This is a genomic window from Noviherbaspirillum sp. L7-7A, assembly GCF_019052805.1.
GTDB lineage: Bacteria > Pseudomonadota > Gammaproteobacteria > Burkholderiales > Burkholderiaceae_D > Noviherbaspirillum_A.
In genome coordinates, this window is record NZ_JAHQRJ010000001.1 from 27,940 (window position 1) to 54,898 (window position 26,959).

Annotated in this window: 23 protein-coding genes; 12 read left to right on the plus strand and 11 right to left on the minus strand. The window is 64.4% G+C overall.

Translation table 11 applies throughout. The features are described from left to right. Nucleotides 1–49 precede the first annotated feature (49 nt). The 4 genes from KTQ42_RS00165 (at nucleotide 50) to msbA (ending at nucleotide 4,680) form a co-directional block, all read left to right on the plus strand. Complete coding sequence (locus KTQ42_RS00165; RefSeq protein WP_217343655.1) at nucleotides 50–1,228, plus strand: YbfB/YjiJ family MFS transporter; 1,179 nt, start codon at nucleotides 50–52, stop codon at nucleotides 1,226–1,228. Nucleotides 1,229–1,354: 126 nt separating this feature from the next. Further along, complete coding sequence (locus KTQ42_RS00170; RefSeq protein ID WP_217346749.1) at nucleotides 1,355–1,696, plus strand: UxaA family hydrolase; 342 nt, start codon at nucleotides 1,355–1,357, stop codon at nucleotides 1,694–1,696. Next, nucleotides 1,693–2,676: a sugar kinase gene (locus tag KTQ42_RS00175; RefSeq protein WP_349292105.1), complete on the plus strand. Its 984-nt coding sequence runs from the start codon at nucleotides 1,693–1,695 to the stop codon at nucleotides 2,674–2,676. Before KTQ42_RS00170 ends, KTQ42_RS00175 begins: the two co-directional genes overlap by 4 nt. A 264-nt stretch (nucleotides 2,677–2,940) precedes the next feature. Then, nucleotides 2,941–4,680 (plus strand): lipid A export permease/ATP-binding protein MsbA, encoded by a 1,740-nt coding sequence (msbA, locus tag KTQ42_RS00180; RefSeq protein WP_217343656.1) that lies wholly within the window; start codon nucleotides 2,941–2,943, stop codon nucleotides 4,678–4,680. Nucleotides 4,681–4,699: 19 nt separating this feature from the next. Here the strand turns inward: msbA and rng are convergent, their stop codons facing one another. The 9 genes from rng to KTQ42_RS00225 form a co-directional block, all read right to left on the minus strand. Then, complete coding sequence (gene rng, locus KTQ42_RS00185) at nucleotides 4,700–6,163, minus strand: ribonuclease G (protein WP_217343657.1); 1,464 nt, start codon at nucleotides 6,161–6,163, stop codon at nucleotides 4,700–4,702. Beyond that, nucleotides 6,160–6,780 carry a Maf family protein gene (locus tag KTQ42_RS00190; RefSeq protein WP_217343658.1) on the minus strand — a complete coding sequence of 207 codons (621 nt, stop codon included), beginning with the start codon at nucleotides 6,778–6,780 and terminating at the stop codon, nucleotides 6,160–6,162. Before KTQ42_RS00190 ends, rng begins: the two co-directional genes overlap by 4 nt. 42 nt (nucleotides 6,781–6,822) lie before the next feature. Next, nucleotides 6,823–7,293: a 23S rRNA (pseudouridine(1915)-N(3))-methyltransferase RlmH gene (gene rlmH / locus KTQ42_RS00195; RefSeq protein ID WP_217343659.1), complete on the minus strand. Its 471-nt coding sequence runs from the start codon at nucleotides 7,291–7,293 to the stop codon at nucleotides 6,823–6,825. Between the two features lie 12 nt (nucleotides 7,294–7,305). Next, on the minus strand, nucleotides 7,306–7,926 hold the full coding sequence (gene rsfS, locus KTQ42_RS00200; protein ID WP_217343660.1) for a ribosome silencing factor: 621 nt from the start codon (nucleotides 7,924–7,926) through the stop codon (nucleotides 7,306–7,308). Then, nucleotides 7,926–8,582 (minus strand): nicotinate-nucleotide adenylyltransferase, encoded by a 657-nt coding sequence (locus tag KTQ42_RS00205; RefSeq protein WP_217346750.1) that lies wholly within the window; start codon nucleotides 8,580–8,582, stop codon nucleotides 7,926–7,928. The genes rsfS and KTQ42_RS00205 overlap by 1 nt, the downstream gene beginning before the upstream one ends. Further along, entirely contained in the window at nucleotides 8,570–9,484 is a 915-nt protein-coding gene (hemF, locus tag KTQ42_RS00210) for an oxygen-dependent coproporphyrinogen oxidase (RefSeq protein WP_217343661.1), read from the minus strand. Before hemF ends, KTQ42_RS00205 begins: the two co-directional genes overlap by 13 nt. 290 nt (nucleotides 9,485–9,774) lie before the next feature. Then, the gene (locus KTQ42_RS00215; RefSeq protein ID WP_217343662.1) at nucleotides 9,775–10,503 is read right to left on the minus strand and encodes a hypothetical protein; all 729 of its coding nucleotides are present in this window, start codon (nucleotides 10,501–10,503) and stop codon (nucleotides 9,775–9,777) included. A gap of 737 nt (nucleotides 10,504–11,240) precedes the next feature. Then, nucleotides 11,241–12,515: a phosphoribosylamine--glycine ligase gene (gene purD, locus KTQ42_RS00220; protein WP_217343663.1), complete on the minus strand. Its 1,275-nt coding sequence runs from the start codon at nucleotides 12,513–12,515 to the stop codon at nucleotides 11,241–11,243. Between the two features lie 92 nt (nucleotides 12,516–12,607). Beyond that, nucleotides 12,608–13,333, minus strand: coding sequence for a YebC/PmpR family DNA-binding transcriptional regulator (locus tag KTQ42_RS00225; protein WP_217343664.1), 726 nt, complete (start codon nucleotides 13,331–13,333; stop codon nucleotides 12,608–12,610). Nucleotides 13,334–13,484: 151 nt separating this feature from the next. On the opposite strand from KTQ42_RS00225, the gene KTQ42_RS00230 reads away from it, so the two are divergent. From KTQ42_RS00230 to KTQ42_RS00250, 5 genes are all read left to right on the plus strand, one after another. Beyond that, nucleotides 13,485–15,014, plus strand: a complete 1,530-nt coding sequence (locus KTQ42_RS00230; RefSeq protein ID WP_217343665.1) for a helicase HerA-like C-terminal domain-containing protein — start codon at nucleotides 13,485–13,487, stop codon at nucleotides 15,012–15,014. Nucleotides 15,015–15,089: 75 nt separating this feature from the next. Continuing rightward, complete coding sequence (locus KTQ42_RS00235; protein ID WP_217343666.1) at nucleotides 15,090–16,004, plus strand: DMT family transporter; 915 nt, start codon at nucleotides 15,090–15,092, stop codon at nucleotides 16,002–16,004. A gap of 8 nt (nucleotides 16,005–16,012) precedes the next feature. After that, nucleotides 16,013–16,792, plus strand: a complete 780-nt coding sequence (locus KTQ42_RS00240) for an SDR family oxidoreductase (protein ID WP_217343667.1) — start codon at nucleotides 16,013–16,015, stop codon at nucleotides 16,790–16,792. 15 nt (nucleotides 16,793–16,807) lie between these two features. After that, nucleotides 16,808–17,782 (plus strand): quinone oxidoreductase, encoded by a 975-nt coding sequence (locus tag KTQ42_RS00245; protein ID WP_217343668.1) that lies wholly within the window; start codon nucleotides 16,808–16,810, stop codon nucleotides 17,780–17,782. Between the two features lie 7 nt (nucleotides 17,783–17,789). Then, nucleotides 17,790–17,960, plus strand: coding sequence for a hypothetical protein (locus tag KTQ42_RS00250; protein WP_217343669.1), 171 nt, complete (start codon nucleotides 17,790–17,792; stop codon nucleotides 17,958–17,960). A 48-nt stretch (nucleotides 17,961–18,008) separates the two neighbouring features. Here KTQ42_RS00250 and KTQ42_RS00255 read toward each other — a convergent pair whose 3' ends face one another. Together KTQ42_RS00255 and KTQ42_RS00260 are read right to left on the minus strand one after the other, a co-directional pair. Then, entirely contained in the window at nucleotides 18,009–19,712 is a 1,704-nt protein-coding gene (locus KTQ42_RS00255; RefSeq protein WP_217343670.1) for a bifunctional protein-serine/threonine kinase/phosphatase, read from the minus strand. 111 nt (nucleotides 19,713–19,823) lie between these two features. After that, nucleotides 19,824–21,038, minus strand: coding sequence for a nitrate/nitrite transporter (locus KTQ42_RS00260; RefSeq protein ID WP_217343671.1), 1,215 nt, complete (start codon nucleotides 21,036–21,038; stop codon nucleotides 19,824–19,826). Nucleotides 21,039–21,310: 272 nt separating this feature from the next. On the opposite strand from KTQ42_RS00260, the gene nirB reads away from it, so the two are divergent. From nirB to KTQ42_RS00275, 3 genes are read left to right on the plus strand one after another with little or no spacing between them, the layout of a single operon-like run. Continuing rightward, nucleotides 21,311–23,749 carry a nitrite reductase large subunit NirB gene (gene nirB / locus KTQ42_RS00265; protein ID WP_217343672.1) on the plus strand — a complete coding sequence of 813 codons (2,439 nt, stop codon included), beginning with the start codon at nucleotides 21,311–21,313 and terminating at the stop codon, nucleotides 23,747–23,749. A 35-nt stretch (nucleotides 23,750–23,784) separates the two neighbouring features. Further along, a complete protein-coding gene (gene nirD, locus KTQ42_RS00270; RefSeq protein ID WP_217343673.1) occupies nucleotides 23,785–24,132 on the plus strand; it encodes a nitrite reductase small subunit NirD in 348 nt (115 codons plus the stop codon). Then, a complete protein-coding gene (locus KTQ42_RS00275; RefSeq protein ID WP_249222592.1) occupies nucleotides 24,129–26,933 on the plus strand; it encodes a nitrate reductase in 2,805 nt (934 codons plus the stop codon). Before nirD ends, KTQ42_RS00275 begins: the two co-directional genes overlap by 4 nt. The last annotated feature ends 26 nt before the right edge of the window (nucleotides 26,934–26,959 follow it).

Consider the following 26,959-nt stretch of genomic DNA (forward strand, 5'->3'; position numbering starts at 1 on the left):
GCACAACAAGCACAACAAGCACAACAAGCACAACAAGCGGGGACATTCCTTGACGAACAAAGCACCCTGGGCCAGCTGGGCGCCGCTGGCCCTGTCGGGCCTGCTGGCCAACATGATAGGCATAGGCATAGGCCGGTTTTCCTATGTGCCGCTGCTGCCGCTGATGATAGACGGCGGCTGGGCCAGCGCCAGCGGCGCGGCCCAGCTGGCGGCTGCCAACCTGATCGGCTACCTGCTGGGCGCACTGGCTGCCCATCCGCTGGCGGTAAGGCTGGGCGCATCGAGGGTGATACGCGGCGCGATGCTGGCACTGCTGCTGAGCCTGCTGGGATGCGCGCCGCAGCCGGCGCTGCCGTGGTTATGGCTGTGGCGCTGCCTGGCCGGCGCCACGGGCGGCGTGCTGATCATCCTGGCCGCGCCGCATGTGCTGGGACGGGTGCCGGCCGCGATGCGGGGCCGTGCTGTCGGGCTGGTGTTTGCCGGCATCGGCGTGGGCGCCGTGTTTTCCGGCTTCGTGGTGCCGGCTTTCGGCGCGACCCGGCTGCAGGATGCCTGGCTGGCGCTGGCGGCCTGTTCGGCGCTGGCCATCCTGTATGCCTGGCCCAGGTTCGCCAGCGACGACCTGCCGCGTCCGGCGGCCGGCGGCTCGCTGCTGCCGCGCGGCGCCATGCTGGCGCTGCTGTGCGCCTATCCGCTCGATGCGATCGGCTATCTGCCGCATACGGTGTTCTGGGTGGAATACCTGGTGCATGGGCTGTCGCTGCCAGCCACCGTGGGCGGCGCCTTCTGGGCCGTGTTCGGCGCCGGCGCGGCGCTTGGTCCGCTGATGACCGGCATGGTGGCCGACCGCATCGGCTTTCGCATGACCGTGGTGGGCTGCATGGCCTGCAAGGCCGCGGCGGTGGCGCTGCCGCTGTTGTCAGCTTCCTTGCCGTCGCTGTTCGTGTCGTCCTTCATGGTGGGCGCCCTGACGCCCGGGCTGGTGGCCGTGGCTTCGGGCCGGGTGGTGGAAATCGTCGGGCCGGCTGCGCACCAGCGCAACTGGGCGATGATGACCTTCCTGTATGCGCTGATGCAGGCGCTGGGCGGCTATGCGATGGCGGCGCTGTACGGCGCGCTGCATTCCTTCGATCTGCTGTTTGCGATCGGCGCCTCGGTGCTGGCCCTGGCCGCATTGATTGCCGGGCTGGGCGGCAGGGCGGGCATGCATGCCAGTGCCCGCGGCTGAAGGTCGCTTGCTGTGCTCCTGACACTCAGGGCGGTTTGTTTCCTTCCGCGTATCTGTGGCGCGGAAGAAGCCTGCGCTTCGGGGTCGCCGTTTCGCCGTGCGCCTCCCGTCGCACCGCTTGTTCGAATGGGTGCACGTGGCTATGATCCTGTGGCGGCCACTAGTGGCGTGAACCTGATCTGTTTCACTAACGCACGGGCAGGCTCCCAGGGCTGCACGCATTTACCCCGGCTGAAGCTGGTCACCGACACCACGCTCTTTGGGCGCATCAAAATCAACATGCAGATGAACATGGACATGGACTTCAATTGCGGCGGCATCATCGGCGGCGAACTCGGCATTGCCGAGGCGGGCAGGCAGCTGTTCGACCTGGTCCTGGCCGCCGCTTCCGGCCGGCGCGGCAAAAGCGAGAAGCATGGCATGGGCGACAACGCGTTTCTGCCCAGGCAGATCGGGGCGGTAATGTGAGCGCGCCGCCTGCAATGGATGTGGTGACGGTGGGCGAGGCGATGGCCCTGTTCATCGCCGAAGAGCCGGGCGCGCTTGCCGGCGTATCGCGCTTCGCGCGGCGCACTGCCGGCGCGGAACTGAATGTGGCCGTGGGGCTGCGCCGCCTCGGTTTTAATGTCGGCTACATCAGCCGGGTGGGCGCCGACAGCCTGGGACAGCATCTGCTCGGCTTCATGGACGCCGAAGGCATCGACCGCCGCCATGTGGCTGTCGATGCCGCGCATCCCACCGGCCTGATGTTCAAGTCGCTGTCGACCGACGGCAGCGACCCGCTGATCGAGTACTTCCGGCGCGGTTCCGCCGCCAGCCATCTCGGCGTGGCGGATCATCCGCTTGCCTACTGCGCGGCTTCCCGCCATCTGCACCTGACCGGCATCAGCCCGGCGCTGTCGGACGGCATGCGCGAACTGGTGATGGCCATGGCGGCGCAGGCGCGCCGGCGAGGGCAGGGCATTTCCTTCGATCCGAACCTGCGGCCGCGGCTCTGGCCGTCGCAGCAGGTGATGATCGGGACGATGAACCGGCTGGCCGCGATGGCCGACCTGGTATTGCCGGGCCTGGCCGAAGGGCAGCTGCTGACCGGGCGCCATGATGCCGACGGCATCGCCGACTTCTACCTGGAGCGCGGCAGCAGGCAGGTGGTGGTCAAGCTTGGCGCGGAAGGCGCCTACTTCGCCGACCGGCATCGACGCGGCACGGTTGCGGGATTCCAGGTATCGCAGGTGGTGGACACCGTGGGCGCCGGCGACGGCTTTGCCGTGGGCGTCATCAGCGCCCTGCTGGAAGGCGCGTCGCTGCAGGACGCGGCCCTGCGCGGCAATGCCATCGGCGCACGGGTGGTGCAGTTTCCCGGCGACTGCGACGGCCTGCCGGACCGGGCGCAGCTGGCCACGGCATTGCTGGCGCCGAGAACCATGGCAGGCGGGCAGGGCAGCTGATGCATAGAGCGCGACCATGGCGCCTTGCCACTGTGGCGCGCATGCGTCGCGTCGTCGTCGGCCTGATCCCGAATCCACTATAATCCAGCGGTTTGCGAAGCTGACCCTGCCCAGGCAGGCCTGTAGACCGTCAGCCTTGTCCTTTCGTCATGATGACAACCCCGGGTTTCATGCAGCCTCAGGCGCTGATGGATTCCGCCGGTTTCCATCGCTTGCCACGCCTCTCACCGGACTGCCGTTTTCCATGACCCATCGAGCCGAATCATGAAGATCCCGCCGCACTTCAGGCGGGCCCTGAGTATGTTTCAACCCTATCGTGGCCGGCTGGCGCTGGCCTTCCTGGGCATGATCCTCACTGCGTCCACCGAGCCCATGTTCCCCGCCGTGATGCGGCAGCTGCTCGACCGCGGCTTCGTCGGCAAGCCGACGCTGGAACTGTGGATGGTGCCGGTGGCCATCATCGGCATCTTCGTTCTGCGCGGCTGCTCCACTTTCCTTACCACCTACATGATGACTTGGGTCACCAGCATCCTGCTCAATTCGGTGCGGGCCCAGATGTTCGAGCGCATGCTCAACGTGCCGGCGTCCTTCTATTCCACCAGCTCGGTCGGCCGCGTGATCAACGCGATGATGTTCGAGTCGCAGCAGGTGATCGACATGGTGAGGAATGTGCTGACCTCGCTGATACGCGACAGCCTCACCGTGATCGTGCTGCTGGGATTTCTGTTCTGGCTCAACTGGCGGCTGACCTTCGTGGCACTGATCCTGCTGCCATTGACGGCGGTGGTGGTGCGCCTGACGGGCAAGCGGATGCGCAAGCTGACCCGCGACTACCTGGAGATCAATGCCGAGCTGACCCAGGTGATCGAGGAAACCACCCGCGCCAACCAGGTCATCAAGATTTTCGGCGGCCACAAGTATGAAAGCGACCGTTTCGAGGCGCGCGCCAGCCACCTGCGGCGCTACTCGATGCGCATGGCCAGCACCGCGGCCGCCACCGTACCCGTCACCCAGCTGATGGCGGCATTCGCGGTGGCTATCGTGATCGTGATCGCGCTGATCCAGTCCTCGCGCGGCCAGTCGACCGTGGGCGACTTCGTTTCCTTCATCACCGCCATGCTGATGCTGCTGACGCCCCTGAAGCGCCTGGCCGAGGTGAATGGCCCGCTGCAGCGCGGCATGGCGGCTTCCGAAGCCGTGTTCGGCCTGATCGACGCGGCGCCGGAGCGCACCACCGGCAAGCCGCTGACGCAACGCGCCACCGGCAGGCTGGAGTTCGATGATGTCAGCTTTTCCTATCCCGGCCAGGCGCAGCGGGCGCTGTCCCATATCAACCTCGCCATCATGCCGGGCGAGACGGTGGCCTTCGTCGGCATGTCCGGCGGCGGCAAGTCGACTCTGGTCAGCCTGGTGCCCAATTTCTACAGCGTGAGCAGCGGCGAGATCCGGCTCGACGGCCAGCCCATCGAGGACATCACGCTGGCCAGCCTGCGCGCCCAGATTGCGATGGTGAGCCAGAACGTGGTGCTGTTCGACGACACCATCACCGCCAACATCGCCTATGGCGACGCCAGCCCCGACATGGAGCGGGTGCATGCGGCGGCGCGGGCAGCCTATCTGAGCGATGTGATCCGCGCGCTGCCGGAAGGCCTCGACACCATGATCGGCGACAACGGCAGCCGCCTGTCCGGCGGCCAGAGGCAGCGGCTGGCCATTGCCCGCGCCATCTACAAGGATGCGCCGGTCCTGATTCTTGACGAAGCCACGTCGGCGCTGGATACCGAGTCCGAGCGCGCGGTGCAGTCGGCGCTGGACGGCCTGATGCAGGGCCGTACCACGCTGGTGATCGCGCACCGGCTGTCAACCGTGGAGCGGGCCGACCGCATCGTGGTGCTGGTCGGCGGCGAGATCGTGGAAATGGGTTCGCATGCGGAACTGCTGGAACAGAACGGCACCTATGCCAGCCTGTACCACCTGCAGTTCGCCACCGAGGTGACGGCCTGACGGCATCGCCGCGCCGGCATTACATCAGGATGATGTCGTACTGTTCCTGCTGGTAGCCGGTCTGCACCTGCAGCGAGATCTGCTTGCCGATGAAGTCGCCGAGCTGTGCCAGGTTCTGGGACTCCTCTTCCAGGAACATGTCGATCACGACCTGCGAGGCAAGGATGCGGAATTCACGGGGATTGAACTGCTTGGCTTCGCGCAGCAGCTCGCGCAGGATTTCATAGCAGACCGTGCGCGCGGTCTTGACCTGTCCCTTGCCGGCGCAGGCCGGGCAGGGCTCGCAGAGGATATGGGCCAGCGATTCGCGGGTGCGCTTCCTGGTCATCTCCACCAGGCCGAGCGAGGAAAAGCCCGATACCGACACCTTGGTGCGGTCGCGTGCCAGCGCCTTGTTCAGTTCCGCCAGCACTGCCGTCCTGTGCTCGGCGTTTTCCATGTCGATGAAGTCGAGGATGATGATGCCGCCCAGGTTGCGCAGCCGCAGCTGGCGCGCGATGGCCTGCGCCGCTTCCAGGTTGGTCTTGAAGATCGTGTCGTCGAAATTGCGGCCATGCACATAGCTGCCGGTGTTGACGTCGATCGTGGTCATGGCCTCGGTCTGGTCGATGATCAGGTAGCCGCCGGACTTCAGGTCGACGCGCCGGCCCAGCGCGCGCTGGATTTCCTCTTCCACGCCATACAGGTCAAACAGCGGCCGCTCGCCGGTGTAGTGCAATAGCCGGGTCAGCACCGAGGGCGTGTAGACCTGCGCGAACTGCTGCAGCTTGACGAAGTTTTCACGGGAGTCGACCTGGATGCTGGCGGTGTCGTCGCCGACGAAGTCGCGCAGCACCCGCTGCGCCAGGCTCAGGTCCTGGTACAGCAGGGCCGGCGCCGGCCTGGTCCTGGCTTCGCGGCTGATCGCCGACCAGGTCTTGGCCAGGTAGTCGATGTCGGCGCGCAGGTCGGCTTCGGACGCATCCTCGGCCATGGTGCGGATGATGAAGCCGCCGCGCTCGTCAGGCGGCAGCATCGACTGCACCTTCTGCCGCAGCGCATCGCGCTCGGCCTCGTTTTCAATGCGCTGCGAAATGCCGATATGCGGGTCCTGCGGCAGGTAGACCAGCATCCGGCCGGCGATGGAAATCTGGGTGGACAGCCGCGCGCCCTTGGTGCCGATCGGGTCCTTCACCACCTGCACCATCACCGCCTGGCCGTCGAACAGCAGCCGCTCGATCGGCTGCGGCGCGCCGCTGCTGCCGTCATGCGGCCGCGCTTCCCAGATGTCGGCCACATGCAGAAAGGCGGCGCGTTCCAGGCCGATGTCGATAAAGGCCGACTGCATGCCGGGCAATACCCTGACTACCTTGCCGAGATAGACATTGCCGGCGCGGCCGCGCAGGTTGCTGCGCTCGATATGCAGTTCCTGCACCGCGCCCTGCACGATCAGCGCCACCCGGGTTTCCTGCGGCGTCACATTGATGAGGATGTCGGTGCTCATAGGATGCGGATGCCCGCCTGCTGCAGCAGTTGCGCGGTCTCGAACAGCGGCAGGCCCATGATGCCGGAATGGCTGCCCGCGATATGCCGGATGAACTGCGCCGCGCGGCCCTGTATCGCATAGCCGCCGGCCTTGTCATAGGGCTCGGGCAGCGCGCAATAGGCACGCATGGTGTCATCGGACAGGGTGTCGAAGGTGACTTCGGAGCTGTGGGTCATCTGCCAGAGATCGGCATCGCGGCGCAGCGCGATGCTGGTCAGCACCTGATGGGTACGGCCCGACAGCAGGCGCAGCATGTCCATCGCTTCCGCGACATTGGCCGGCTTGCCCAGGATGCGGCCGTCCAGCGTCACCGTGGTGTCGGCGGTCAGCACCGGACGCACCGGCAGGCGGCGCGACAGCATGGTGTCGCAGGCGGTTTCCACCTTTTCCCTGGTCACCCGTTCCACATAGGCCAGCGGCGCCTCGCCCGGCAGCACCAGCTCGGGCACATCCGGCCCGCGCGCCGTGTTCTCGCGCAGCAGCAGCAATTCGAATTCAACGCCAATCTGGCGCAGCAGCTCGCGCCGGCGAGGGCTTTTGGAAGCCAGATAGATCTTCTGGTCTATGGGTTTCATGAGTGGTCAGAGTAGGGGCAAGTGGCGCACTGCCTGCTGGGGTCAGACGCGGTGGTAAGGATGATTCTGTGTAATCGACCAGGCCCGGTAGAGCTGCTCGGCCAGAAGCACCCGCACCATACCGTGCGGCAGCGTCAGGCTGGAGATCCGCAGCAGCATGGTCGCCTGCTGCTTGAACTGCGCATCCAGACCGTCGGCGCCGCCGATGACGAATGTAACATCAGTGCCGCCTTGTTGCCACTGTGCCAGGTTTTTGGCCAGCTGCGCGCTGGTCAGGTCCTTGCCGCGCTCGTCCAGCGCAACCACCTGCGAGCCCTTGGGAATGACTGCCTCGATCCGGCTTCGCTCCATCGCCATCACGGTCTCGGCGCTGCGGCTGCCGGAACGGTCCACCGGCTTGATCTCCTTGAGCACGATGCGGCAGTCCGGCGGCATGCGCTTGGCGTATTCGGTAAAGCCGGTGTCGATCCAGGCCGGCATCTTGTGGCCGACGGCGGCAATGACGAGCTGCATCGAGGACCGGCTTTATTCGGCGCGGGCGCGCTTGGCCGGGGCCTTGCGCACGCTGGCGCTCTTGGGTGCCGACACCTTGACGGTCTTGCCGGCCGGCGTCTTGGCGGCTTTCTTGGCCGCGGTTTTCTTCGCCGCGGTCTTGACTGCGCCGGTGGCGGTCTTGGCCGCCGTCTTGCGCGCGGTCTTCTTCGGCGCTTCGCCTTCGGCTGCCGCCTGCTGGGTGACGGTCAGGTGGCGGGCTGCCTTCTTCGGCGCGGCGTCGTCGCTGGTGGCGGCCTTCTTGGCACGCTTGGCCGCGCCCATCTTGACTTCCTTGTCGCCCCAGATTTCCTCCAGGCGGTAATACGCCCGGATTGCCGGCTGCATGATGTGAACAATCATGTCGCCCAGATCGACCAGCACCCATTCACCGGTGTCCTCGCCTTCCAGGCTGAGGATGTTGCCGCCGTTTTCCTTGACCTTGTCGCGCACCGAGGCGGCCAGCGCCTTGGTCTGGCGGTTCGATGTGCCGGATGCGATGGCGATCCGGTCGAACAGGCTGGTCAGGTGGGTGGTGTCGTACACCACGATGTCTTGCGCCTTCACATCTTCGAGAGCGTCGACGACCAGCGATTGAAGTTTCTTGATATCCATTAGGTTTTATATAGGTGATGTTGTTCGATATAGTCTAGCACCGGGGTTGGCAGCGACTGTTGAGGCCGCTCGCCCCGCGCCAGCGCGGTTCGGATTTCGGTTGCGGACATGTCCAGGGCAAGGTTTTCCGTCAGGAACATCAGGCCATGGGCACTATCGCGCAACTGGTCGGGCGTTGCACTGCGCCGGCGCAGTTCATGCGCCACTTCGGTTGGCAGCGCTGCCGTGTCAAAGCCAGGTCGCGACGCCGCACACACATGGGCCAGGTCAAAGAGCGCGCGCCAGTCATGCCAGGTGTTCAGATGCAGCAGCTGATCAGCGCCGATGACGAACACGATGGACGCCTCCGGCCCCGCCTCGGCGCGCACCGCGCGCAGCGTGTCGACGGTGTAGCTGGCGCCCTGGCGCCGCAGTTCCTGTTCGTCGATCACCACCGGCACCGGCTGTCTGGCGAAGGCCAGGCGCAGCATGGCGACGCGGTCTGCGCCCGAGGCCAGTAGCGGCGCCTTCTGCCATGGATTGCCGGCCGGGATAATGCGCAGTTCGTCCGGCGCCAGCAGCCGTACGAAATAGCCGCCCAGTGCGACATGAGCGTTGTGTACGGGGTCGAAGCTTCCGCCCAGCAGAACCAGGCAAGGCCGGCTCACGCGGTCCAGTCCTTGTGCACCAGAAAGTCGGTGTACAGCGCCGCTTCAGGCGTGCCGTCGGCCGGATGCCAGTTGTAGCGCCATTTGACCACCGGCGGCAGCGACATCAGGATGGATTCGGTGCGGCCGCCCGACTGCAGGCCAAACAGCGTGCCGCGGTCGAACACCAGGTTGAATTCCACATAGCGGCCGCGCCGGTAGGCCTGGAAATCGCGTTCGCGTTCGCCGTAAAGCAGATCCTTGCGGCGTTCCAGCAGCGGCAGGTAGGCCGGCAGGAAATGGTCGCCCACGCTTTGCATCATGCCGAAGCTGTGGCCGAAGTCGCGGTCGTTGTAGTCGTCGAAGAAGATGCCGCCGACGCCGCGCGGTTCCTGGCGGTGCTTCAGGTAGAAATAGTCGTCGCACCATTTCTTGAAGCGCGGATGCAGGTCGTCGCCATACGGTGCCAGCGCATCGCGGCAGGTGCGGTGGAAATGCTGCGCATCCTCGGCAAAGCCGTAGTAGGGCGTCAGGTCCATGCCGCCGCCAAACCACCAGACCGGATCGAAGCCTTCGGCCATCGCGGTGAAGAAGCGCACATTCATGTGTACCGTCGGCGCATAAGGGTTGCGCGGATGCAGCACCAGCGACACGCCCATCGCTTCCCAGTGGCGGCCCGCCAGTTCCGGGCGGGCGGCGGCGGCCGAGGGCGGCAGGTTGCGTCCGGTGACATGGGAAAAACCCACGCCGCCACGCTCGAACACATTGCCTTCCTCGATCAGCCGCGAAATTCCGCCGCCGCCTTCCGGGCGCTCCCAGGCATCCCTGATGAACGGCTTGCCGTCCACGCCTTCCAGCGCCGCGACGATGCGGTTCTGCAGGCCGAGCAGGTAAGTCTTGACGTTCGAAGGGGAGGGGGAAATCGGGTCCACGGCATGAGGGCGAAAAAAGACGAGTGCGGATTGTACCTTGTCGGGGGCGTGGAGTATGGATTGCGTAACAGGGCATGCAGGCTGGCATGCCTCGACAAACCACTGTAAGGACTTCAGCCTGCACGCACCCTGGCATTGTTTTCTTTTAAAGAGACGTATTAATCGCCTTTCTGGTTGAGATCAATCAATTAAAGAAATAAACAAAAAATGAAGGTCTGGCCCGCAAAAATAATGCAATAAAATGGCTAACATTACCCTATTTCAGCTTGCAAACGGGTACGTGCCTAGGTTTAGCGCCTTCCCATTTCCCTAAGCCAATTGATCTGTTCTGGTGAGAAATTGGCTGCCTCATTCAGTCGGAGCAGATTGGCGAAGTCCCCAGTATTTTGAATATGCGCTGCGAGTAGTTTTGCGCAATTCATAATCCCCGTATGATCGCGCTCGTGAGTTGGCAAGCAAGCCAGTGTATTTAATGTATCTATGGCATTTTCAAGTTTTACATACGGCAATAGCTTCTCCGTGAAGTTTGCCTTTCCTTGTTCGGCTGCCACCGTTAGCAAGGATTTGGCCAGGCGCAAGTCGGCCAGGTCAAGGACGGAAATGTTGTTTTCTTTTAAATATTTTTCGAGTTTGTTTGCATCATCTGTTCTGAGGTAGTGCGGCAGCAAGATTGACGCGTTATGGGGCGGAGACTTACAGGTAGGAGCGGTAGATAATGGCGAGTTTTCTGGTTTTTGTTTTTCAACTGAAGATAGAGAAAGGAAAGAAAAAAAGGAAAGAAAATTTCTTCCTTTTGACTGTCCAATCTTATTTTCAGGAGGTGCGCTGGCTTGCATAGCGTTGTCTTGAAAGAATTCGCTTTCGCGGTTTTTAGTCTTAAGTTTGGGAGGTTTCCAATCAAAATCATTTAAATCCATTTCGTTTGTATCTGATTCTGTCGGGAACGGTAAATAAAGGTAGGAATTGTTTAATTCGATATGTTGTGCAAACCGATACGTCGTGCTTACTTTTTCAGACATCTTAAACCTCGCAGTTCAGGTGTTGTTAATAATTAAGAAAAAAGGTCACCTTTGTTTATAATTATTTGTAAGGCGCTGTCAGGTAGGTAATTTTTAATGAAATAGTGGTTCAATGTTTTTGTTTGGTTTTTTTGTAAATAAGAACGGGTCTTTTGAAAGAAAGACTGGATTAGCCTGTCAGAGAGCGTCGACCGGAGCTAACGTCTATTCACGTACAGCCCGCATTAATCATGGAAAGATCTCCTTCTCTAACGCCAATCGATGGTTGTCAGAGTGGAAATGGTTTTTTTTTACAATTTGTTTGGCCAAACCCATGAGATCAACTGAAGACGACAGGTCGTCATTTATGCAATTTCGCTGCGTGAAAATTTGACAGAACCGTGCATGCAGTACTGTCATCGCCGTGCCAGGCTATGTTTATTGAAGTCATCCCAAACAGCTGCAACGATCAAGCGATTTTTCAACACGGTGGTAGCAGAAGCAAAATCCAGAACTTCTGATGCAAATATCTGCTTACCAATGTCGACTGGATGCCGAGGCACAGCACAGGGCGCATTGGCATTGCAGGTACTGGCTGAATTTGGAGTGGATAGGGCTGCTTGATGTAAAAAGGCTGTGACTGCCAACGGACCTTTAAAGGCCTTTGAGTGTCCTGTTTTCAAAAAGGCCTATCGAACCAGGGCACTAACAAAAAAGCCGGCATTGCGCCGGCTTTGTAAAACCCTTCTGAAATCTTTTTACCCGTGCCGCTTGATCGCCCGCCAACCGATGTCGCGCCGGAACTGCGCGCCGTCGAAATGGATGCTGTCCACCGCCGCATAAGCCTGCTTCTGCGCCATCTTGACGTTGTCGCCCAGGCCGACCACGCACAGCACCCGGCCGCCGTTGGCGGTCAGGGTGGCGCCGTCAAGGGTGGTGCCTGCATGGAAGGTCACGGATTCCGGCGTTTCCTCGGGAATGCCGGTGATCACGTCGCCCTTCCTCGGCGCGTCCGGATAGCCGGCGGCCGCCATCACCACGCCCAGCGCGACGCGGCGGTCCCATTCCAGCTTCACCGTGTCCAGGGTGCCATTGACCGCATGCTCCATCACCATGACCAGGTCGGTCTTCAGGCGCGCCATGATGGGCTGGGTTTCCGGGTCGCCCATGCGGCAGTTGAATTCCAGCGTCCTGGGCGTGCCCTGCGCATCGATCATCAGGCCGGCATACAGGAAGCCGGTGTAGGGAATGCCGTCCTGCGCCATGCCCTGCACGGTGGGGACGATGATTTCCCGCATCACCCGGGCATGCAGTTCCGGCGTGATGATGGGCGCGGGCGAGTAGGCGCCCATGCCGCCGGTATTGGGGCCGGCGTCGTGGTCCTGCAGGCGCTTGTGGTCCTGGCTGGTGGCCAGCGGCAGGATGTTCCTGCCGTCCACCATCACGATGAAGCTGGCTTCCTCGCCGTCGAGGAATTGCTCTATCACCACGCGCGCGCCGGCGTCGCCCAAGCGGTTATCCGACAGCATCATGTCGACCGCGGCATGGGCCTCGTCGGCGGTCATGGCAACCACCACGCCCTTGCCGGCGGCCAGGCCGTCGGCCTTGATCACGATCGGCGCGCCCTGCGCATCGATGTAGGCATGGGCGGCGGCGACGTCGGAGAAGGTCTGGTAAGTGGCGGTGGGTATGCCGTGGCGCTGCATGAAGGCCTTGGCGTAATCCTTGGAGCTTTCCAGCTGGGCCGCTTCGGCGGTGGGGCCGAACACTTTCAGGCCCTGCTCGCGGAAGATGTTGACGATGCCGGCCGCCAGCGGCGCTTCCGGGCCGACCACGGTCAGCGCGACATGTTCGCGGCGGGCGAATTCGGCCAGTTCCTTCGGGTCGGTGATGGCGACATTGCGCAGGCGCTGGTCGAGCGCGGTGCCGCCGTTGCCGGGCGCGACATAGACGATCTGGATGCGTTCGGACTGCGCCAGCTTCCAGGCGAGAGCATGTTCGCGGCCACCGGAGCCTACAACGAGAATTTTCATGAGAGATGTGATGCGATTGACTGGTGTCGGAGTCGATGGCGGCAGGCCATCCTGGTGTGTCCGGCAGTCATGCCGGACAGGGTGCGTGGGGCTTATTCGTTGATCACGGCGTTGGTGTAGACCTCCTGCACGTCATCGAGGTTTTCCAGCGCGTCCAGCAGCTTCTGCATCTTCACTGCGTCTTCGCCATCGAATTCGGTCTCGGTGGAAGGCTTCATCGTGATTTCGGCCAGCTCGGACTTGAAGCCGGCCTGTTCCAGCTTTTCCTTGATGGCGGCGAATTCATACGGGTCGCACACCACTTCAAAACCGCCTTCCTCATCCTGCATCACGTCGTCGGCGCCGGCTTCCAGCGCCGCTTCCATCAGCGCGTCCTCATTCGTGCCGGGCGCGAAGAACAGCTGGCCGCAATGCTTGAACAGGAAGGCCACCGAGCCCTCGGTGCCCATGTTGCCGCCAAACTTGGAGAAGGCGTGCCGTACTTCGGCCACGGTGCGCACCCGGTTGTCGGTCAGGCAGTCGACGATGATCGCGGCGCCGTTCAGGCCATAGCCTTCGTAGCGGATTTCCTCGTAGTTCACGCCTTCCAGGTCGCCGGTGCCGCGCTGGATCGCGCGGGTCACGTTGTCCTTGGGCATGTTGGCGTCGGCCGCCTTTTCGACTGCCAGGCGCAGGCGCGGGTTGGCCCCGATGTCGCCGCCGCCCATGCGGGCAGCTACCGTGATTTCCTTGATCAGGCGGGTCCAGATCTTGCCGCGCTTGGCGTCAGTGGCTGCCTTCTTGTGCTTGATGTTGGCCCATTTGCTATGTCCTGCCATAACGCTGCTTTCCAGAAGAGGTTGCGGGACGCGAAGAACGCAAAATATAAACCGGCGTCCGGTTTAGAATCGGTTCCTGCCATCCCTGAAAAATATCGCCGATTCTAACATACGGCCCTTGCCCCAATTTCCTCAGAACAGGCCCAAAACCATGCCAGATCCGCTCCTGATTGCAAAAAACCAGACCCACGAATTGCTGCTTCTGCCACAACTGGTCAACCGGCACGGCAGCATCACCGGCGCCACCGGCACCGGCAAGACGGTAACCTTGCAGGTGATTGCCGAATCGCTATCGAAAATCGGCGTCCCGGTGTTCATGGCCGACGTGAAGGGCGATTTGTCGGGCCTGGCCAAGGCCGGCGCGCCGAATCCCAAGATCAGCGAGCGCCTGGCGACGCTGGGCCTGGAAGAGCCGCGGTGGGCCGGCTGCCCGACCACCTTCTGGGATGTCTACGGCGAACAGGGCCATCCGGTGCGGGCCACCGTCTCCGACCTCGGACCGCTTCTGCTGTCGCGCATGCTGAACCTGAACGATGTGCAGGAAGGCGTGCTGCAGCTCGTGTTCAAGATCGCCGACGACAATGGCCTGCTGCTGCTGGATCTAAAGGACCTGCGGGCGATGCTGCAGCATGTCGGCGAGAACGCCGCCTCGTTCCAGACCGAGTACGGCAATGTCTCGGCCGCCAGCATCGGCGCGATCCAGCGCGGGCTGGTGGCGATCGAGGAGCAGGGCGGCGACCGGTTCTTCGGCGAGCCCATGCTCAATATCGAGGACCTGATGCAGACCGACGGCAATGGCCGTGGCGTGATCAACATCCTGGCCGCCGACAAGCTGCTCAACGCGCCGCGGCTGTATTCCACCTTCCTGCTGTGGATGCTGTCGGAGCTGTTCGAGCACCTGCCGGAAGTGGGCGACGTCGACAAGCCGCGCCTGGTGTTCTTCTTCGACGAGGCCCACCTGCTGTTCGACGACGCGCCGCGGGCGCTGCTGCAGAAGATCGAGCAGGTGGTGCGGCTGATCCGTTCCAAGGGCGTGGGCGTGTACTTCGTGACGCAGAATCCGATCGACATTCCCGACACGGTGCTGGGCCAGCTCGGCAACCGGGTGCAGCATGCGCTGCGCGCCTACACGCCGCGCGACCGCAAGGCGGTGCAGGCGGCCGCCGAAACCTTCCGGCCCAACCCGGACCTGGATGTGGTGCAGGTGATCAGCGAAATGGGCGTGGGCGAGGCGCTGGTGTCCTTCCTGGACGCCAAGGGCCGGCCGGAGCCGGTGCAGCGCGCTTTCGTCCTGCCGCCGGCGTCGCAGATCGGGCCGATCACGCCCGCGGAGCGGCAGGCGGCGCAGGCCGGATCGCTGGTAGCCGGCGTGTATGAAACCGCGATCGACCGCGAGTCGGCCTATGAAGTGCTGAAAGGCCGCACCGCCACCCGCGCGCCGGTGAGGAACGAGCGCGCGGTGCCGGGGCCGACGCCGCCGGCGCCCGCGCCGTCCGGCGGGCCGTCGGTCAGCGACCGGGTGCAGGATGCGCTGGGCGGCCTCCTGGGCGGTGGCGGCGGCAGCCGGCGCAAGGATACGGTGGTGGAAGCCATCGTCAAGTCGGCGGCGCGCTCGATCGGCTCCAGCGTCGGCAGGGAATTGATCCGCGGCGTGCTGGGTTCGCTGCTCAAGCGCAAGTAGCGGTTGGGGAACCGGCAGGCATGATCGGTGCCGATAGGCAAAGTTCGATTGCCGGTTTTCTTTTACAATTCGTCAATGACTTCCTCCTCCGTTTCACTGCCGGCGCAGCGCCAGGCTTTCTTGGCCGGGCTGGCAATCGCCGTTGTCGGCGCCGTGCTGTTCTCCACCAAGGCGATCGTCGCCAAGCTGATCTACCGTTACCCGGTCGACGCCGTCACCCTGATCGGTTTCCGCATGCTGTTCTCGCTGCCCTTCTTCGCGGTGGTGGCGATCTGGCATGCGCGCCGCTCGCCGCCCCTGCCCGGCAGCGACCGGCTGCGCATCGTCTTCCTCGGGCTGCTGGGCTATTACCTGTCGAGCTTTCTCGATTTCCTGGGCCTGCAATACATCAGCGCCGGCCTGGAGCGGCTGATCCTGTTCCTGACGCCGTCCTTCGTGCTGCTGATCTCGGTGTTTTTCCTGCACAAGAAAATCGGCCGGCTGGAATGGGGCGCGCTGCTGGTGTCCTACTCCGGCACGGTGCTGGTATTCCTGCATGACGCCCGCACCGGCGGCGCCAACGTGCCGCTCGGCGGCGCTTTCGTGCTGGCCAGCGCCGTCACCTATGCGCTGTACCTGCTGATGTCGGGCGAACTGGTGCGCCGGGTCGGGCCGATGCGGCTGGTGGCCTATGCGATGTGCGTTTCCAGCTTTGCATGCATACTTCAGTTCCTGGCGCTGAAGCCCATAGTCATGCTGGCGCAGCCGGCGCCGGTGTATGGCCTGTCGCTGGTCAATGCGGTGTTCTGCACGGTGCTGCCGGTGTTCCTGACCATGATCGCGGTGGCCCGCATCGGCGCGCCGACGGTGTCCCTGACGGGCATGGTCGGGCCGGTATCGACACTGTTTCTGGGCGCCTGGGTGCTGGGCGAACCGATTACGGCAATCCAGCTGGCCGGCACCGCGCTGGTGCTGGCCGGCATTTATTTACTATCAAAAAAGAAAGCGTAGGAAGAGACATGGATCTGGGAATCAAGGGCAAGACCGCGCTGGTATGCGGCGCATCCAAGGGACTGGGCAAGGGCTGCGCCGAGGCGCTGGCCGCCGATGGCGTGAACCTGGTGCTGGTGGCGCGCAATGCCGAAGCGCTGGAAAAAACCGCCGAGGACATCCGGCGTGCCCATGGCGTCAATGTGACCGCGGTGGCGGCCGACATCACCACGCCGGAAGGCCGGGCGCAGGCGCTGGCCGCCTGCCCGGCGCCGGACATCCTGGTCACCAATGCCGGCGGCCCGCCGACCGGCGATTTCCGCGACTGGGGCAGGGAACAATGGATCGCCGCGCTGGACGCCAACATGTTGACGCCCATCGAGCTGATCAAGGCCACCGTCGACGGCATGATCAGCCGCGGCTTCGGCCGCATCGTCAACATCACCTCGAGCGCGGTGAAGGCGCCGATCGATGTGCTGGGCCTGTCCAACGGCGCCCGTTCCGGCCTGACCGGCTTCGTCGCCGGCATCGCCCGCAAGACCGTGGCGCACAATGTCACCATCAACAACCTGCTGCCAGGGCCCTTCGACACCGACCGCCTGGGCGCCACCATGGCCGGCGCGGCCAAGGCCAGCGGCAAGAGCATCGATGAGGTCAAGGAAGCGCGTCGCAAGCAGAACCCGGCGCAGCGCTTTGGCACCGCGGCTGAATTCGGCGCCTTCTGCGCCTTCATGTGCAGTGCCCATGCCGGCTACATGACCGGGCAGAACATCCTGCTCGACGGCGGCGCCTATCCCGGCACCTTTTAATTCAGGAGCGAGAACATGACCAAAGCGATCAGGATCTTCAAGACCGGCGGACCGGAAGTAATGGAACATGTCGACGTCGAAGTCGGCGAGCCGGGACCGGGCGAGGCGCGGGTGCGGCACCATGCCTGCGGCCTGAACTATATCGATGTCTACTTCCGCACCGGCCTGTATCCGCAGCCGCTGCCGGCCGGCCTGGGCATGGAAGGCGCCGGCGTGGTGGAAGCGGTGGGCGAGGGCGTGAGCCATGTGAAGCCGGGCGACCGTGTCGCCTATGCCGCCCGTCCGCCCGGCGCTTATGCCGAGGCGCGGGTGATGCCGGCGGCGGTGCTGGTGAAACTGCCGGACAATATCGACTTCGAAACCGGCGCGGCCATGATGCTGCAGGGCCTGACGGTGCAGTACCTGTTCCGCCGCACCTTCCCGTTGAAGGGCGGCGAAACAATCCTGTTCCACGCGGCCGCCGGCGGCGTCGGCCTGATCGCCTGCCAGTGGGCGCGCGCGCTGGGCGTGAACCTGATCGGCACGGTGGGCTCGGATCAGAAGGGCGAGTTGGCCAAACAGCATGGCGCAACCCATGTGATCAACTACAACAAGGAAAACTTCGTCGAGCGTGTGAAGGAAATCACGGGCGGGCGCGGCGTGCCGGTGGTGTATGACTCGATCGGCGTTGATACCTTCACCGGCTCGCTGGACTGCCTGTCGCCGTTGGGCACCATGGTCAGCTTCGGCAGCGCGTCCGGCCCGGTGCCGCCGTTCAGCCTGAACGAGCTGGCCTCGCGCGGCTCGCTGTTCATCACCCGGCCGACGCTGTTTAGCTATTCCGCCAAGCGGGAAGACCTGGAAGCGATGGCGGCCGACCTGTTCGACGTGGTCGGCAGCGGCAAGGTCAAGATCGAGATCAACCAGCGCTATGCATTGAAGGATGCGGCGCAGGCGCATATCGACCTCGAAGGCCGCAAGACCACCGGCTCCACCATCCTGCTGCCGTGAGCACGCGATGAACGATCAAGGCAGGGAGCCGGGCGGCAATCCGATGAACCATCCGGAAGAGCAGCCCACCGGCACCGACGGCATGCCAAAGTTCGGGCGGCTGCTGGTCGTGCTGATCCTGGTGGTGCTGGTGATCGGGCTGGTGACCTGGGCGTCGGAAAGGTATCTCTCTTACTGAGCCGCCGGCTGCATGGCCTGCGCGCTGTCAGCGCAGCGCCACCAGCTGTCAGCGAAGCGCCACCAGATAGAGCAGCAGCAGGTTCAGCACGATGGACACCGCCGCCACCCCCCGCCACAGCATGGCAGGGTCGCGCCTGGCCAGCGGTACCGCGGCCGGTGCGGGCAGCGGCCTGCTGGGGCCGCGTTCCAGCGCCAGCAGGAATTCCTCGGCGGTCTCGAAGCGGTCCGCCGGATTCCTGGCCACTGCCTTCAACAGCACATTCTCCAGCCACAGCGGCACGTCCGGCCGGTAGCGCGTGGGCGGCGCGGGCTCGCCGAAGCGCGGCCGCTGGAAGGCTTCGATCTCGCCGTATGGATACTGGCGGGTCAGCATCAGGTACAGCGTGACGCCGGCAGCATAGATATCGGTCTGGCGCGACGGCACCGCATTGTCATATTGTTCCGGCGCCAGGAAGGACGGCGTGCCGGCCTGTGGCGCCGAGGGGCCGGCGCCGGCTTCCAGGCCGGACTGGGCCACGCCCAGGTCGAGCACCCGCAGCTCGCCGTCGTCGCCCAGATGCACATTGGCGGGCTTGATGTCGCGGTGAATGATGCTGCGCCGGTGCAGCGCGCCCAGCGCCCGTACCAGGCGGCTGCCTTCGGTGACGACTTCCGGCATCGTGAAATGGCGGCCGGCATCCAGATGCTGCTGCAGCGTCGCGCCGTCATGCCAGGTGCTCAGGTAGTAAAGGCAGCTGCGCTCCGACAGCGTCACCACCTGCGGGAAGAAGCGCGCCACCGCGCGCCGCGCCAGCCATTCCTCATGCGCGAAGGCGGAACGTTCCGCCGGGTCGTTGTCGCGCTCCGGCTGCAGGGTTTTCAGCACCAGCCTGCGGCCGGTGGCCGGGTCGCGTACCCGGTACAGGATGGTGGCGCGGGAGGCGTGGACCTGCTCCTCCACCACCAGGCCGTCCAGGCTCTGGCCCGGCTTGAGCCGTGGCGGCAGCGGCAGGTGGCGCATGGTGGCCAGCGCATCGCGCAGGTCGGCTTCGGGCAGCGACTCGATGCGGATCACCAGCGCGCTCAGGTTGTCGCCCGTGCCAGCCTGCTGCGCTGCCTGCAGCAGGCCCTGCGCGGTGCTTTCCGCATCGGCCGACTTCAATGCCAGCAGCGACAGCTGGCGGTTGAGTTCGTACTCGGTCAGCGCGCTCCACAGGCCGTCGGTCGCCAGCAGGAAGATATCGCCGACGCGGCACTCGCCCATGCCGTGGTCGATGGCGATGCGGGTATCGAGCCCGACCGCGCGCGTCAGCACATGCTGCATTTCCGGCTTGTCCCAGACATGGTCGGTGGTAAGCCGCTCCAGCTTGCCGGCGCGCAGCAGGTAGAGCCGGGTGTCGCCGACATGCGAGAAGTAATAGAAATTGCCGCGCAGGACCAGTGCCGTGAGGGTGGTAGCCATGCCGGCCAGTTCAGGCCGTTTCGTGCCCTGGCTCTGCACCCAGCTGTTGACCGCGGTGATGACCTTCTGCAGGCACTGGGTCACCGGCCAGGTGTCGGGCGTGGCGTAGTAGTCCGACAGCAGGTTGCGCACCGTGAATTCGGACGCCTCGCGGCCGCCATCGTTGCCCGACACGCCATCGGCGATCGCCGCGATCAGGCCCTTGGTGCTGCGCTCGGGCTCGTCCGGCGTGACCATGCCGACAAAGTCTTCATTGCTGGCGCGCGGGCCGGGATGGGTGCTGTGGGCTGCGGTGACGGTGAGAGGCATGTGGCTTGGTGCTGGGTGGCGGGCGGAAAGCGAATCGCAGTATGAAGGAAAAACGGCCGGGGCAGCATCCTGCTGCCACCGGCCGCGCATGCAGCAAGCTTGTTTAAAGGCTCAGATCTTGGCCGTCGTCATCGCCGCGCTGCCCCAGGTGGTGCGCCAGCGGCCCTTCACCACCGACAGGCCGACCAGCGCCAGCAGGGCCAGCGAGGCGAAGATGGTCAGGCCCAGCTGATAGCTGCCGGTCATCTGCTTGGAAAAGCCCAGGCTGGAGGCAAGATAGAAGCCGCCGACGCCGCCGGCCATGCCGACCAGTCCCGTCATCACGCCGATCTCCTTGCGAAAGCGCTGCGGCACCAATTGGAACACCGCGCCGTTGCCGGTGCCCAGCGCCAGCATCGCCAGCACGAACACCACCACGGCCATCGCCGCCGAGGGCAGGCCGAAGCTGGCGATGAACAGGAACAGCGCGGCCAGCAGGTACATGATGGACAGGGTCTTGATGCCGCCGATGCGGTCGGCCATGCGTCCGCCCAGGGGCCGCACCAGCGAGCCGGCGAAGACGCAGGCGGCGGTGAAGTAGCCGGCCGTCACCGGCGACAGGCCGTACTGGCCGTTGAAGTAGATGGCCAGCGACGAGGCCAGCCCGGAAAAGCCGCCGAAGGTGACGCCGTAGAAGAACATGAACCACCAGGCGTCCTTGTCCTTCAGCACATGCAGGTATTCCACCAGCGACTTCGGCGGCGGTGCAGACGGCGCATCCTTGGCAAAGATCAGGTAGACCGCCAGCGCCACGCCCAATGGGATCAGGCACAGGCCGAACACATTCTGCCAGCCGAAGGCCATGGCCAGCGCCGGCGCGAACAGGGCGGCGAAAGCGGTGCCTGAATTGCCGGCGCCGGCAATGCCCAGCGCCGTGCCCTGGTGCTCGGGCGGATACCAGCGCGACGCCAGCGGCAGCGCCACCGCGAAGGCGGCGCCGGCCATGCCGAGCAGGATGCCCAGGGTCAGCATGCTGTGGTAGCTGTCGAGCTTGCCCAGCCAGGCCCAGGTCAGGCCGGCCAGCACCACCAGCTGGCCGATCAGTCCGGCCTTCTTGGGTTTCAGATGGTCGACCAGCACGCCCATCACGATGCGCAGCAAAGCGCCTGCCAGCAGCGGCGTGGCAACCATCAGGCCCTTTTGCGCCGCGGTCAGGCCGAGATCCTTCGATATCTGCACGGCCAGCGGGCCGAGGATTACCCACACCATGAAGCTGAGATCGAAGTAGAAGAAGGCGGCCAGCAGGGTTGGGGTATGCCCGGCTTTCCAGAATGAGGTTTTTTGCATGATGCGTCCAATCGGCGTTAAAAGGCGGGCTGCACCATGCAAGGGATATGCCAGTCGATTTTCGTGCATCCGCTTTTGTCTATGAAACGCCGGTGCCGCCTCGGTGTGCGATGCACCATCAAACTCAGGCCTGTGCACGCCTGCGGTGCGGTTTATGGGCTATTGCGGTGAATTGTGGCGCCTGCCTGGCTGGCACTGGTCTTGCATCCTGCAAGCGCCATCAGATGCTGAAATGGCTTTAATGGAGAAGCCATGGACAGGAAAGGGCTTTAATGAAGAAGCTGAAATTGGTCATGGTCGGCAATGGCATGGCAGGCGTGCGCACTCTGGAAGAACTGCTCAAGATCGCGCCAGACATCTACGACATCACGGTATTCGGCGCCGAGCCTTATGCCAACTACAACCGCATCCTGCTCTCGCCGGTGCTGGCCGGCGAGCAGACCATACAGGACATCATGCTCAACGATGTCGACTGGTATGCGCAGAACAACATCACCCTGCATCTTGGCAAGAAGATCACCAGGATAGACCGCGCCCGCCGCATGGTGGTGGCCGAGGATGGCACGGTGGCCGAATACGACCGGCTGCTGCTGGCCACCGGCTCCACGCCTTTCATGCTGCCGGTGCCGGGGCGCGACCTGGCAGGTGTGATTTCCTATCGCGACATCCACGACACCAATGCAATGATCGCGGCGGCCGAGAAGCATAGCCATGCGGTGGTGATCGGCGGCGGCCTGCTGGGCCTGGAAGCGGCGAATGGCCTGAAGCTGCGCGGCATGGATGTGACGGTGGTGCACCTGCCCGGCTGGCTGATGGAACGCCAGCTCGATCCGGTCGCCGGCAAGATGCTGCAGAAGTCGCTGGAAGACCGCGGCCTGAAGTTCCTGCTGGCAAAGAACACCCAGGAACTGGTGGGCGACGACAACGGGCATGTGCAGGCGATCCGCTTCACGGACGGCCTGGAAGTGCCGGCGCAGCTGGTGGTAATGGCCGTGGGCATCCGTCCCAACACCGCGCTGGCCGAAGCCAGCGGCATTCACTGCAACCGCGGCATCGTGGTCAACGACACCATGCAGACCTACGACCCGCGCATCTACGCGGTGGGCGAATGCGTCAACCATCGCGGCACCGCCTATGGCCTGGTGGCGCCGCTGTTCGAGATGGCCAAGGTCGCGGCCAATCACCTGGCCAGCTTCGGCATCGGCCGCTACCAGGGCTCGGTCACGTCCACCAAGCTCAAGGTCACCGGCATCGACCTGTTCTCGGCCGGCGAGTTCATGGGCGGCGAGGGCACCGAGGAAATCGTGCTGTCCGACCCGCTTGGCGGCGTCTACAAGAAGCTGGTGATCAAGGATGACAAGCTGGTCGGCGCCTGCCTGTATGGCGATACGGTCGATGGCAGCTGGTATTTCAGGCTGCTGCGCGAAGGCAAGGATATCGGCGAGATCCGCGACAGCCTGATGTTCGGGGAAGCCAACACCGGCCGCCCCGGCGACACCGGCCATGAAGGCTTTACCATGGCAGCCGCCATGCCCGACAGCGCCGAAGTCTGCGGCTGCAATGGCGTGTGCAAGGGCGCCATCGTCAGCGCCATCAAGGAAAAGGGCTTGTTTACATTGGAAGACGTGCGCAAGCACACCAAGGCCTCGGCCTCCTGCGGCTCCTGCACCGGCCTGGTGGAGCAGATCATCATGTTTACCGCCGGCGGCGACTACTCGGCTGCCACCAAGGCCAAGCCGATGTGCGGCTGCACCGACCACACCCACCAGGAAGCGCGCGACGCGATCCGCCAGAACAAGCTGCTGACCGTGGCCGACGTAATGCGCTTCATGGAATGGCGCACGCCCAACGGCTGCGCCAGCTGCCGACCCGCAATCAATTACTACCTGATCTCGACCTGGCCGCACGAAGCCATCGACGACCCGCAGTCGCGCTTCATCAACGAGCGCTCGCATGCCAACATCCAGAAGGACGGCACCTACTCGGTGATTCCGCGCATGTGGGGCGGCGAGACCAGCGCGGCCGACCTGCGCCGCATCGCCGACGTGGTCGACAAGTATGCGATCCCCACCGTGAAGGTCACCGGCGGCCAGCGCATCGACCTGCTGGGCGTGAAGAAGGAAGACCTGCCGGCGGTGTGGAAGGACCTCGGCATGCCGTCCGGCCTGGCCTATGCAAAGGGCCTGCGCACGGTCAAGACCTGCGTCGGCTCCGAGTGGTGCCGCTTCGGCACCCAGAACTCGACGCTTCTCGGCCAGCAGATGGAGAAGGCGCTGGCGCGCATGTATTCGCCGCACAAGGTCAAGATCGCGGTGTCGGGCTGCCCGCGCAATTGCGCCGAGTCCGGCATCAAGGACGTCGGCGTGATCGGCGTCGATTCCGGCTGGGAGATCTATGTCGGCGGCAACGGCGGCATCAAGACCGAGGTTGCGCATTTCTTCGTCAAGCTGAAGACCCATGAGGAAGTGCTCGAATATGCCGGCGCCTTCCTGCAGCTCTACCGCGAGGAGGGCTGGTACCTGGAGCGCACCGTGCATTACCTGGCGCGGGTGGGGCTGGACCATGTGAAGAAGATGGTGCTGGAAGACCACGAGGGCCGGCGCGCCCTGTACGAGCGGCTGCTGTTCTCGCTCGACGGCCTGCCCGACCCGTGGCACGAGTTCGACCGCGCCCAGGTCGATGCCCGCCAGTTCACGCCATTGACGGTGTGAGCCTCACACCAAAGTAGCCATCAAAGGAAGCAGCAATGTCGAATCAATGGAAAGCCGTCTGCAGCGTCGCAGACATTCCCGTGCTTGGCGCACGGGTCGTCAAGCGGGCAACGCAGCCCGACGTGGCGATTTTCCGCAACAGCGAGGATGCCGTGTTTGCCCTGCTGGACCGCTGCCCGCATCGCGGCGGACCGCTGTCGCAGGGCATCGTGTTTGGCGAGCGGGTTGCGTGCCCGCTGCATAACTGGAGCATCGAACTGGGCTCCGGCTGCGCGGTGGCGCCGGACGAGGGCTGCACCCAGAAGTTCAGCGTGAAGGTGGAAGATGGCCAGGTGTACCTGGACGTCGCGGAACTGAACGCGACGGTGGATGAAGCCGCATGAATGCACTCTCCCATCCCCCATTCGTCGCCGCCGGCCTGAAGGAAACCAAGACCACCTGCTGCTACTGCGGCGTGGGTTGCGGCGTGATTGTTCAAAGCGATGGCCAGCGGGTGCTGGGCGTGCGCGGCGACCCGGACCATCCCGCCAACTTCGGCAAGCTGTGCACCAAGGGCAGCACGCTGCACCTGAGCGCCGATCCGCTGCTGCAGCAGCAGGCGCGGGCGCTTTATCCGGAGCTGCGCGAAACGCGCTCGGAGGAACGCCGTCCCGCCTCATGGCAGCAGACCGAGGAATTCCTGGCGCGCCGCATCGCCGACACCATCGCCCGCCATGGCCCCGACAGCATCGGCTTCTATATCTCCGGCCAGCTGCTGACCGAGGACTACTATGTCTTCAACAAGCTGGCCAAGGGCCTGATCGGCACCAACAATGTCGACACCAATTCGCGGCTGTGCATGTCCAGCGCGGTGGCGGGCTACAAGCAGACGCTGGGCGCCGACGCGCCGCCGGCCTGCTATGAAGACATCGACCATGCCGACCTGCTGTTCATCGCCGGTTCCAACACCGCGTATGCCCACCCCATCCTGTACCGCCGCATCGAGGAGGCGCGCCGCGTCAATCCGGGCCTGCGCATGATCGTGGCCGACCCGCGCCGCACCGACACCGCGCGCGATGCCGACCTGTTCCTGCAGATCCTGCCGGGCACCGATGTGGCCCTGTTCAACGGCCTGCTGCATATCTGCCTGTGGGAAGGCCTGATCGACCAGAGTTTCGTCGACAGCCATACCGAAGGCTTCACCGAGCTGAAGAACGCGGTGCGCGACTACACGCCCAGGCATGTGGCCGGCATCTGCGGCATCAGCGAGGAAGATCTGCTGAAGGCGGCGCGCTGGTTTGGCGAGGCAAAGGCCGCGCTATCGCTGTATTGCCAGGGCCTGAACCAGTCGTCGTCGGGCACGGCCAAGAATGCGGCGCTGATCAACCTGCACCTGGCCACCGGCCAGATCGGCAAGCCCGGCGCCGGGCCGTTTTCCCTGACCGGCCAGCCCAATGCCATGGGCGGGCGCGAGGTCGGCGGCATGGCCAACCTGCTGTCCGGCCATCGCGACCTGGCCAATCCCGAACACCGCGCGGAAGTGGCCCGGCTCTGGGGCGTGGATGATGTGCCGGCCACGCCGGGCAAGACCGCGATCCCGATGTTCGAGGCGGTGCGCAGCGGCGAGATCAAGATCCTCTGGATCGCCTGCACCAACCCGGCCCAGTCGCTGCCGGACCAGAACCTGGTGCAGCAGGCGCTGCAGCATGCGGAGCTGGTGATCGTGCAGGAAGCCTATCGCTCCACCGCCACGGTGGCCTATGCCGACGTGCTGCTGCCGGCCACCACCTGGAGCGAGAAGGAAGGCACGGTCACCAATTCCGAGCGCCGCATCACCCGCTTCAAGCCGGTGCTGCCGCCGCCCGGCGAGGCACGTCACGACTGGCGCATCGTGGTCGACGTGGCGCGCCGGCTGGAGAAGCTGATGGGGCGGGAGTGCAGCCTGTTCCCGTATGAAAGCCCGGAAGCGATCTGGAACGAGCACCGCGAAACCACCCGCGGCCGCGACCTTGACATCACCGGCCTGTCCTATCGCATCCTGGAAGAGCAGGGGCCGCAGCAATGGCCGTTCCCGGAAGGCGCAAGCAGCGGCCGCAAGCGGCTGTATGAGGATGGCCGCTTTCCCACTGCCACTGGCCGCGCCCGCTTCGTGGTCACGCCCTACAAGCCGGTGGCCGAGCCGGTCGATGCGCGTTACCCGTTCCGCATGACCACCGGCCGCCTGCGCGACCAGTGGCACGGCATGAGCCGCACCGGCACTGTCGCGCAGCTCTTCTCGCATGCCGCCGAGCCGGCGGTGGTGCTGGCGCCAGTCGACATGGAGAGGCGCCTGTTGAAGAACGGCGACCTGGTGCATGTCACCAGCCGCCGCGGCTCGCAGCTGCTGCCGGTGACGGGCGGCGACGACATGCGCAGCGGCCAGGCCTTTGTGGCCATGCACTGGGGCCAGGAATATGTGTCCGGCCGCGGCGCCAACGGCGGCGGCAGCCATGGCGTCAATGCGCTGACGCTGCCGGCGCTGGACCCGCATTCCTTCCAGCCCGAACTGAAGCATGCGGCGGTGAAGATACTGAAAGCCGAGCTGCCATGGCGCTTCCTGGTCTTCGGCTGGGCCGCGCCGTCCGAGGTGCTGCGGCTGCAGGCCGCGCTGCGGCCCTACATGAAACGCTTCGCCTACGCTTCCTGCACCCTGTTCGGGCGCGAGCGGAGCGGCGTGCTGTTCCGCGCCGCCGACGACTATCCGGCGGATCCGGCGCTGATCGCCGAGATCGAGGCGCGCTTCGGCATCGAGGGCGCGCAGGTCTTGCGCTACGACGACCGGCGGCGCGGCAATGCCCGCCATCTCCGTCTGGCCGAGGGACGGCTGGAAGCGGTGTCGCTGGCCGGCGATATCGCCGCCGAGAACTGGCTGCGCGAATATCTCGACGGCGGGCAGCCGGTGGCCGCGCTGGGCCGGCTTCTGCTGTCGCCATCTTCCACCGCGCCGCAGGGCTTCAAGGCACGGGGCCGCGTGGTGTGCAACTGCCACAATGTGGCCGAGTCTGAAATCGTCGACGCGCTGGCCGCGCAGGCGGCCGGCACGCCGCAGGAAGCGCTGTGCAGCCTGCAGCAAGGGCTCAAGTGCGGCACCAGCTGCGGCTCCTGCGTGCCGGAGTTGAAGAAAATCATCCTGCATGAATCCATGGCCAGGGCAGAAGCTATCTGAAATCTGAAGCAAGTTTGAGCCATGCC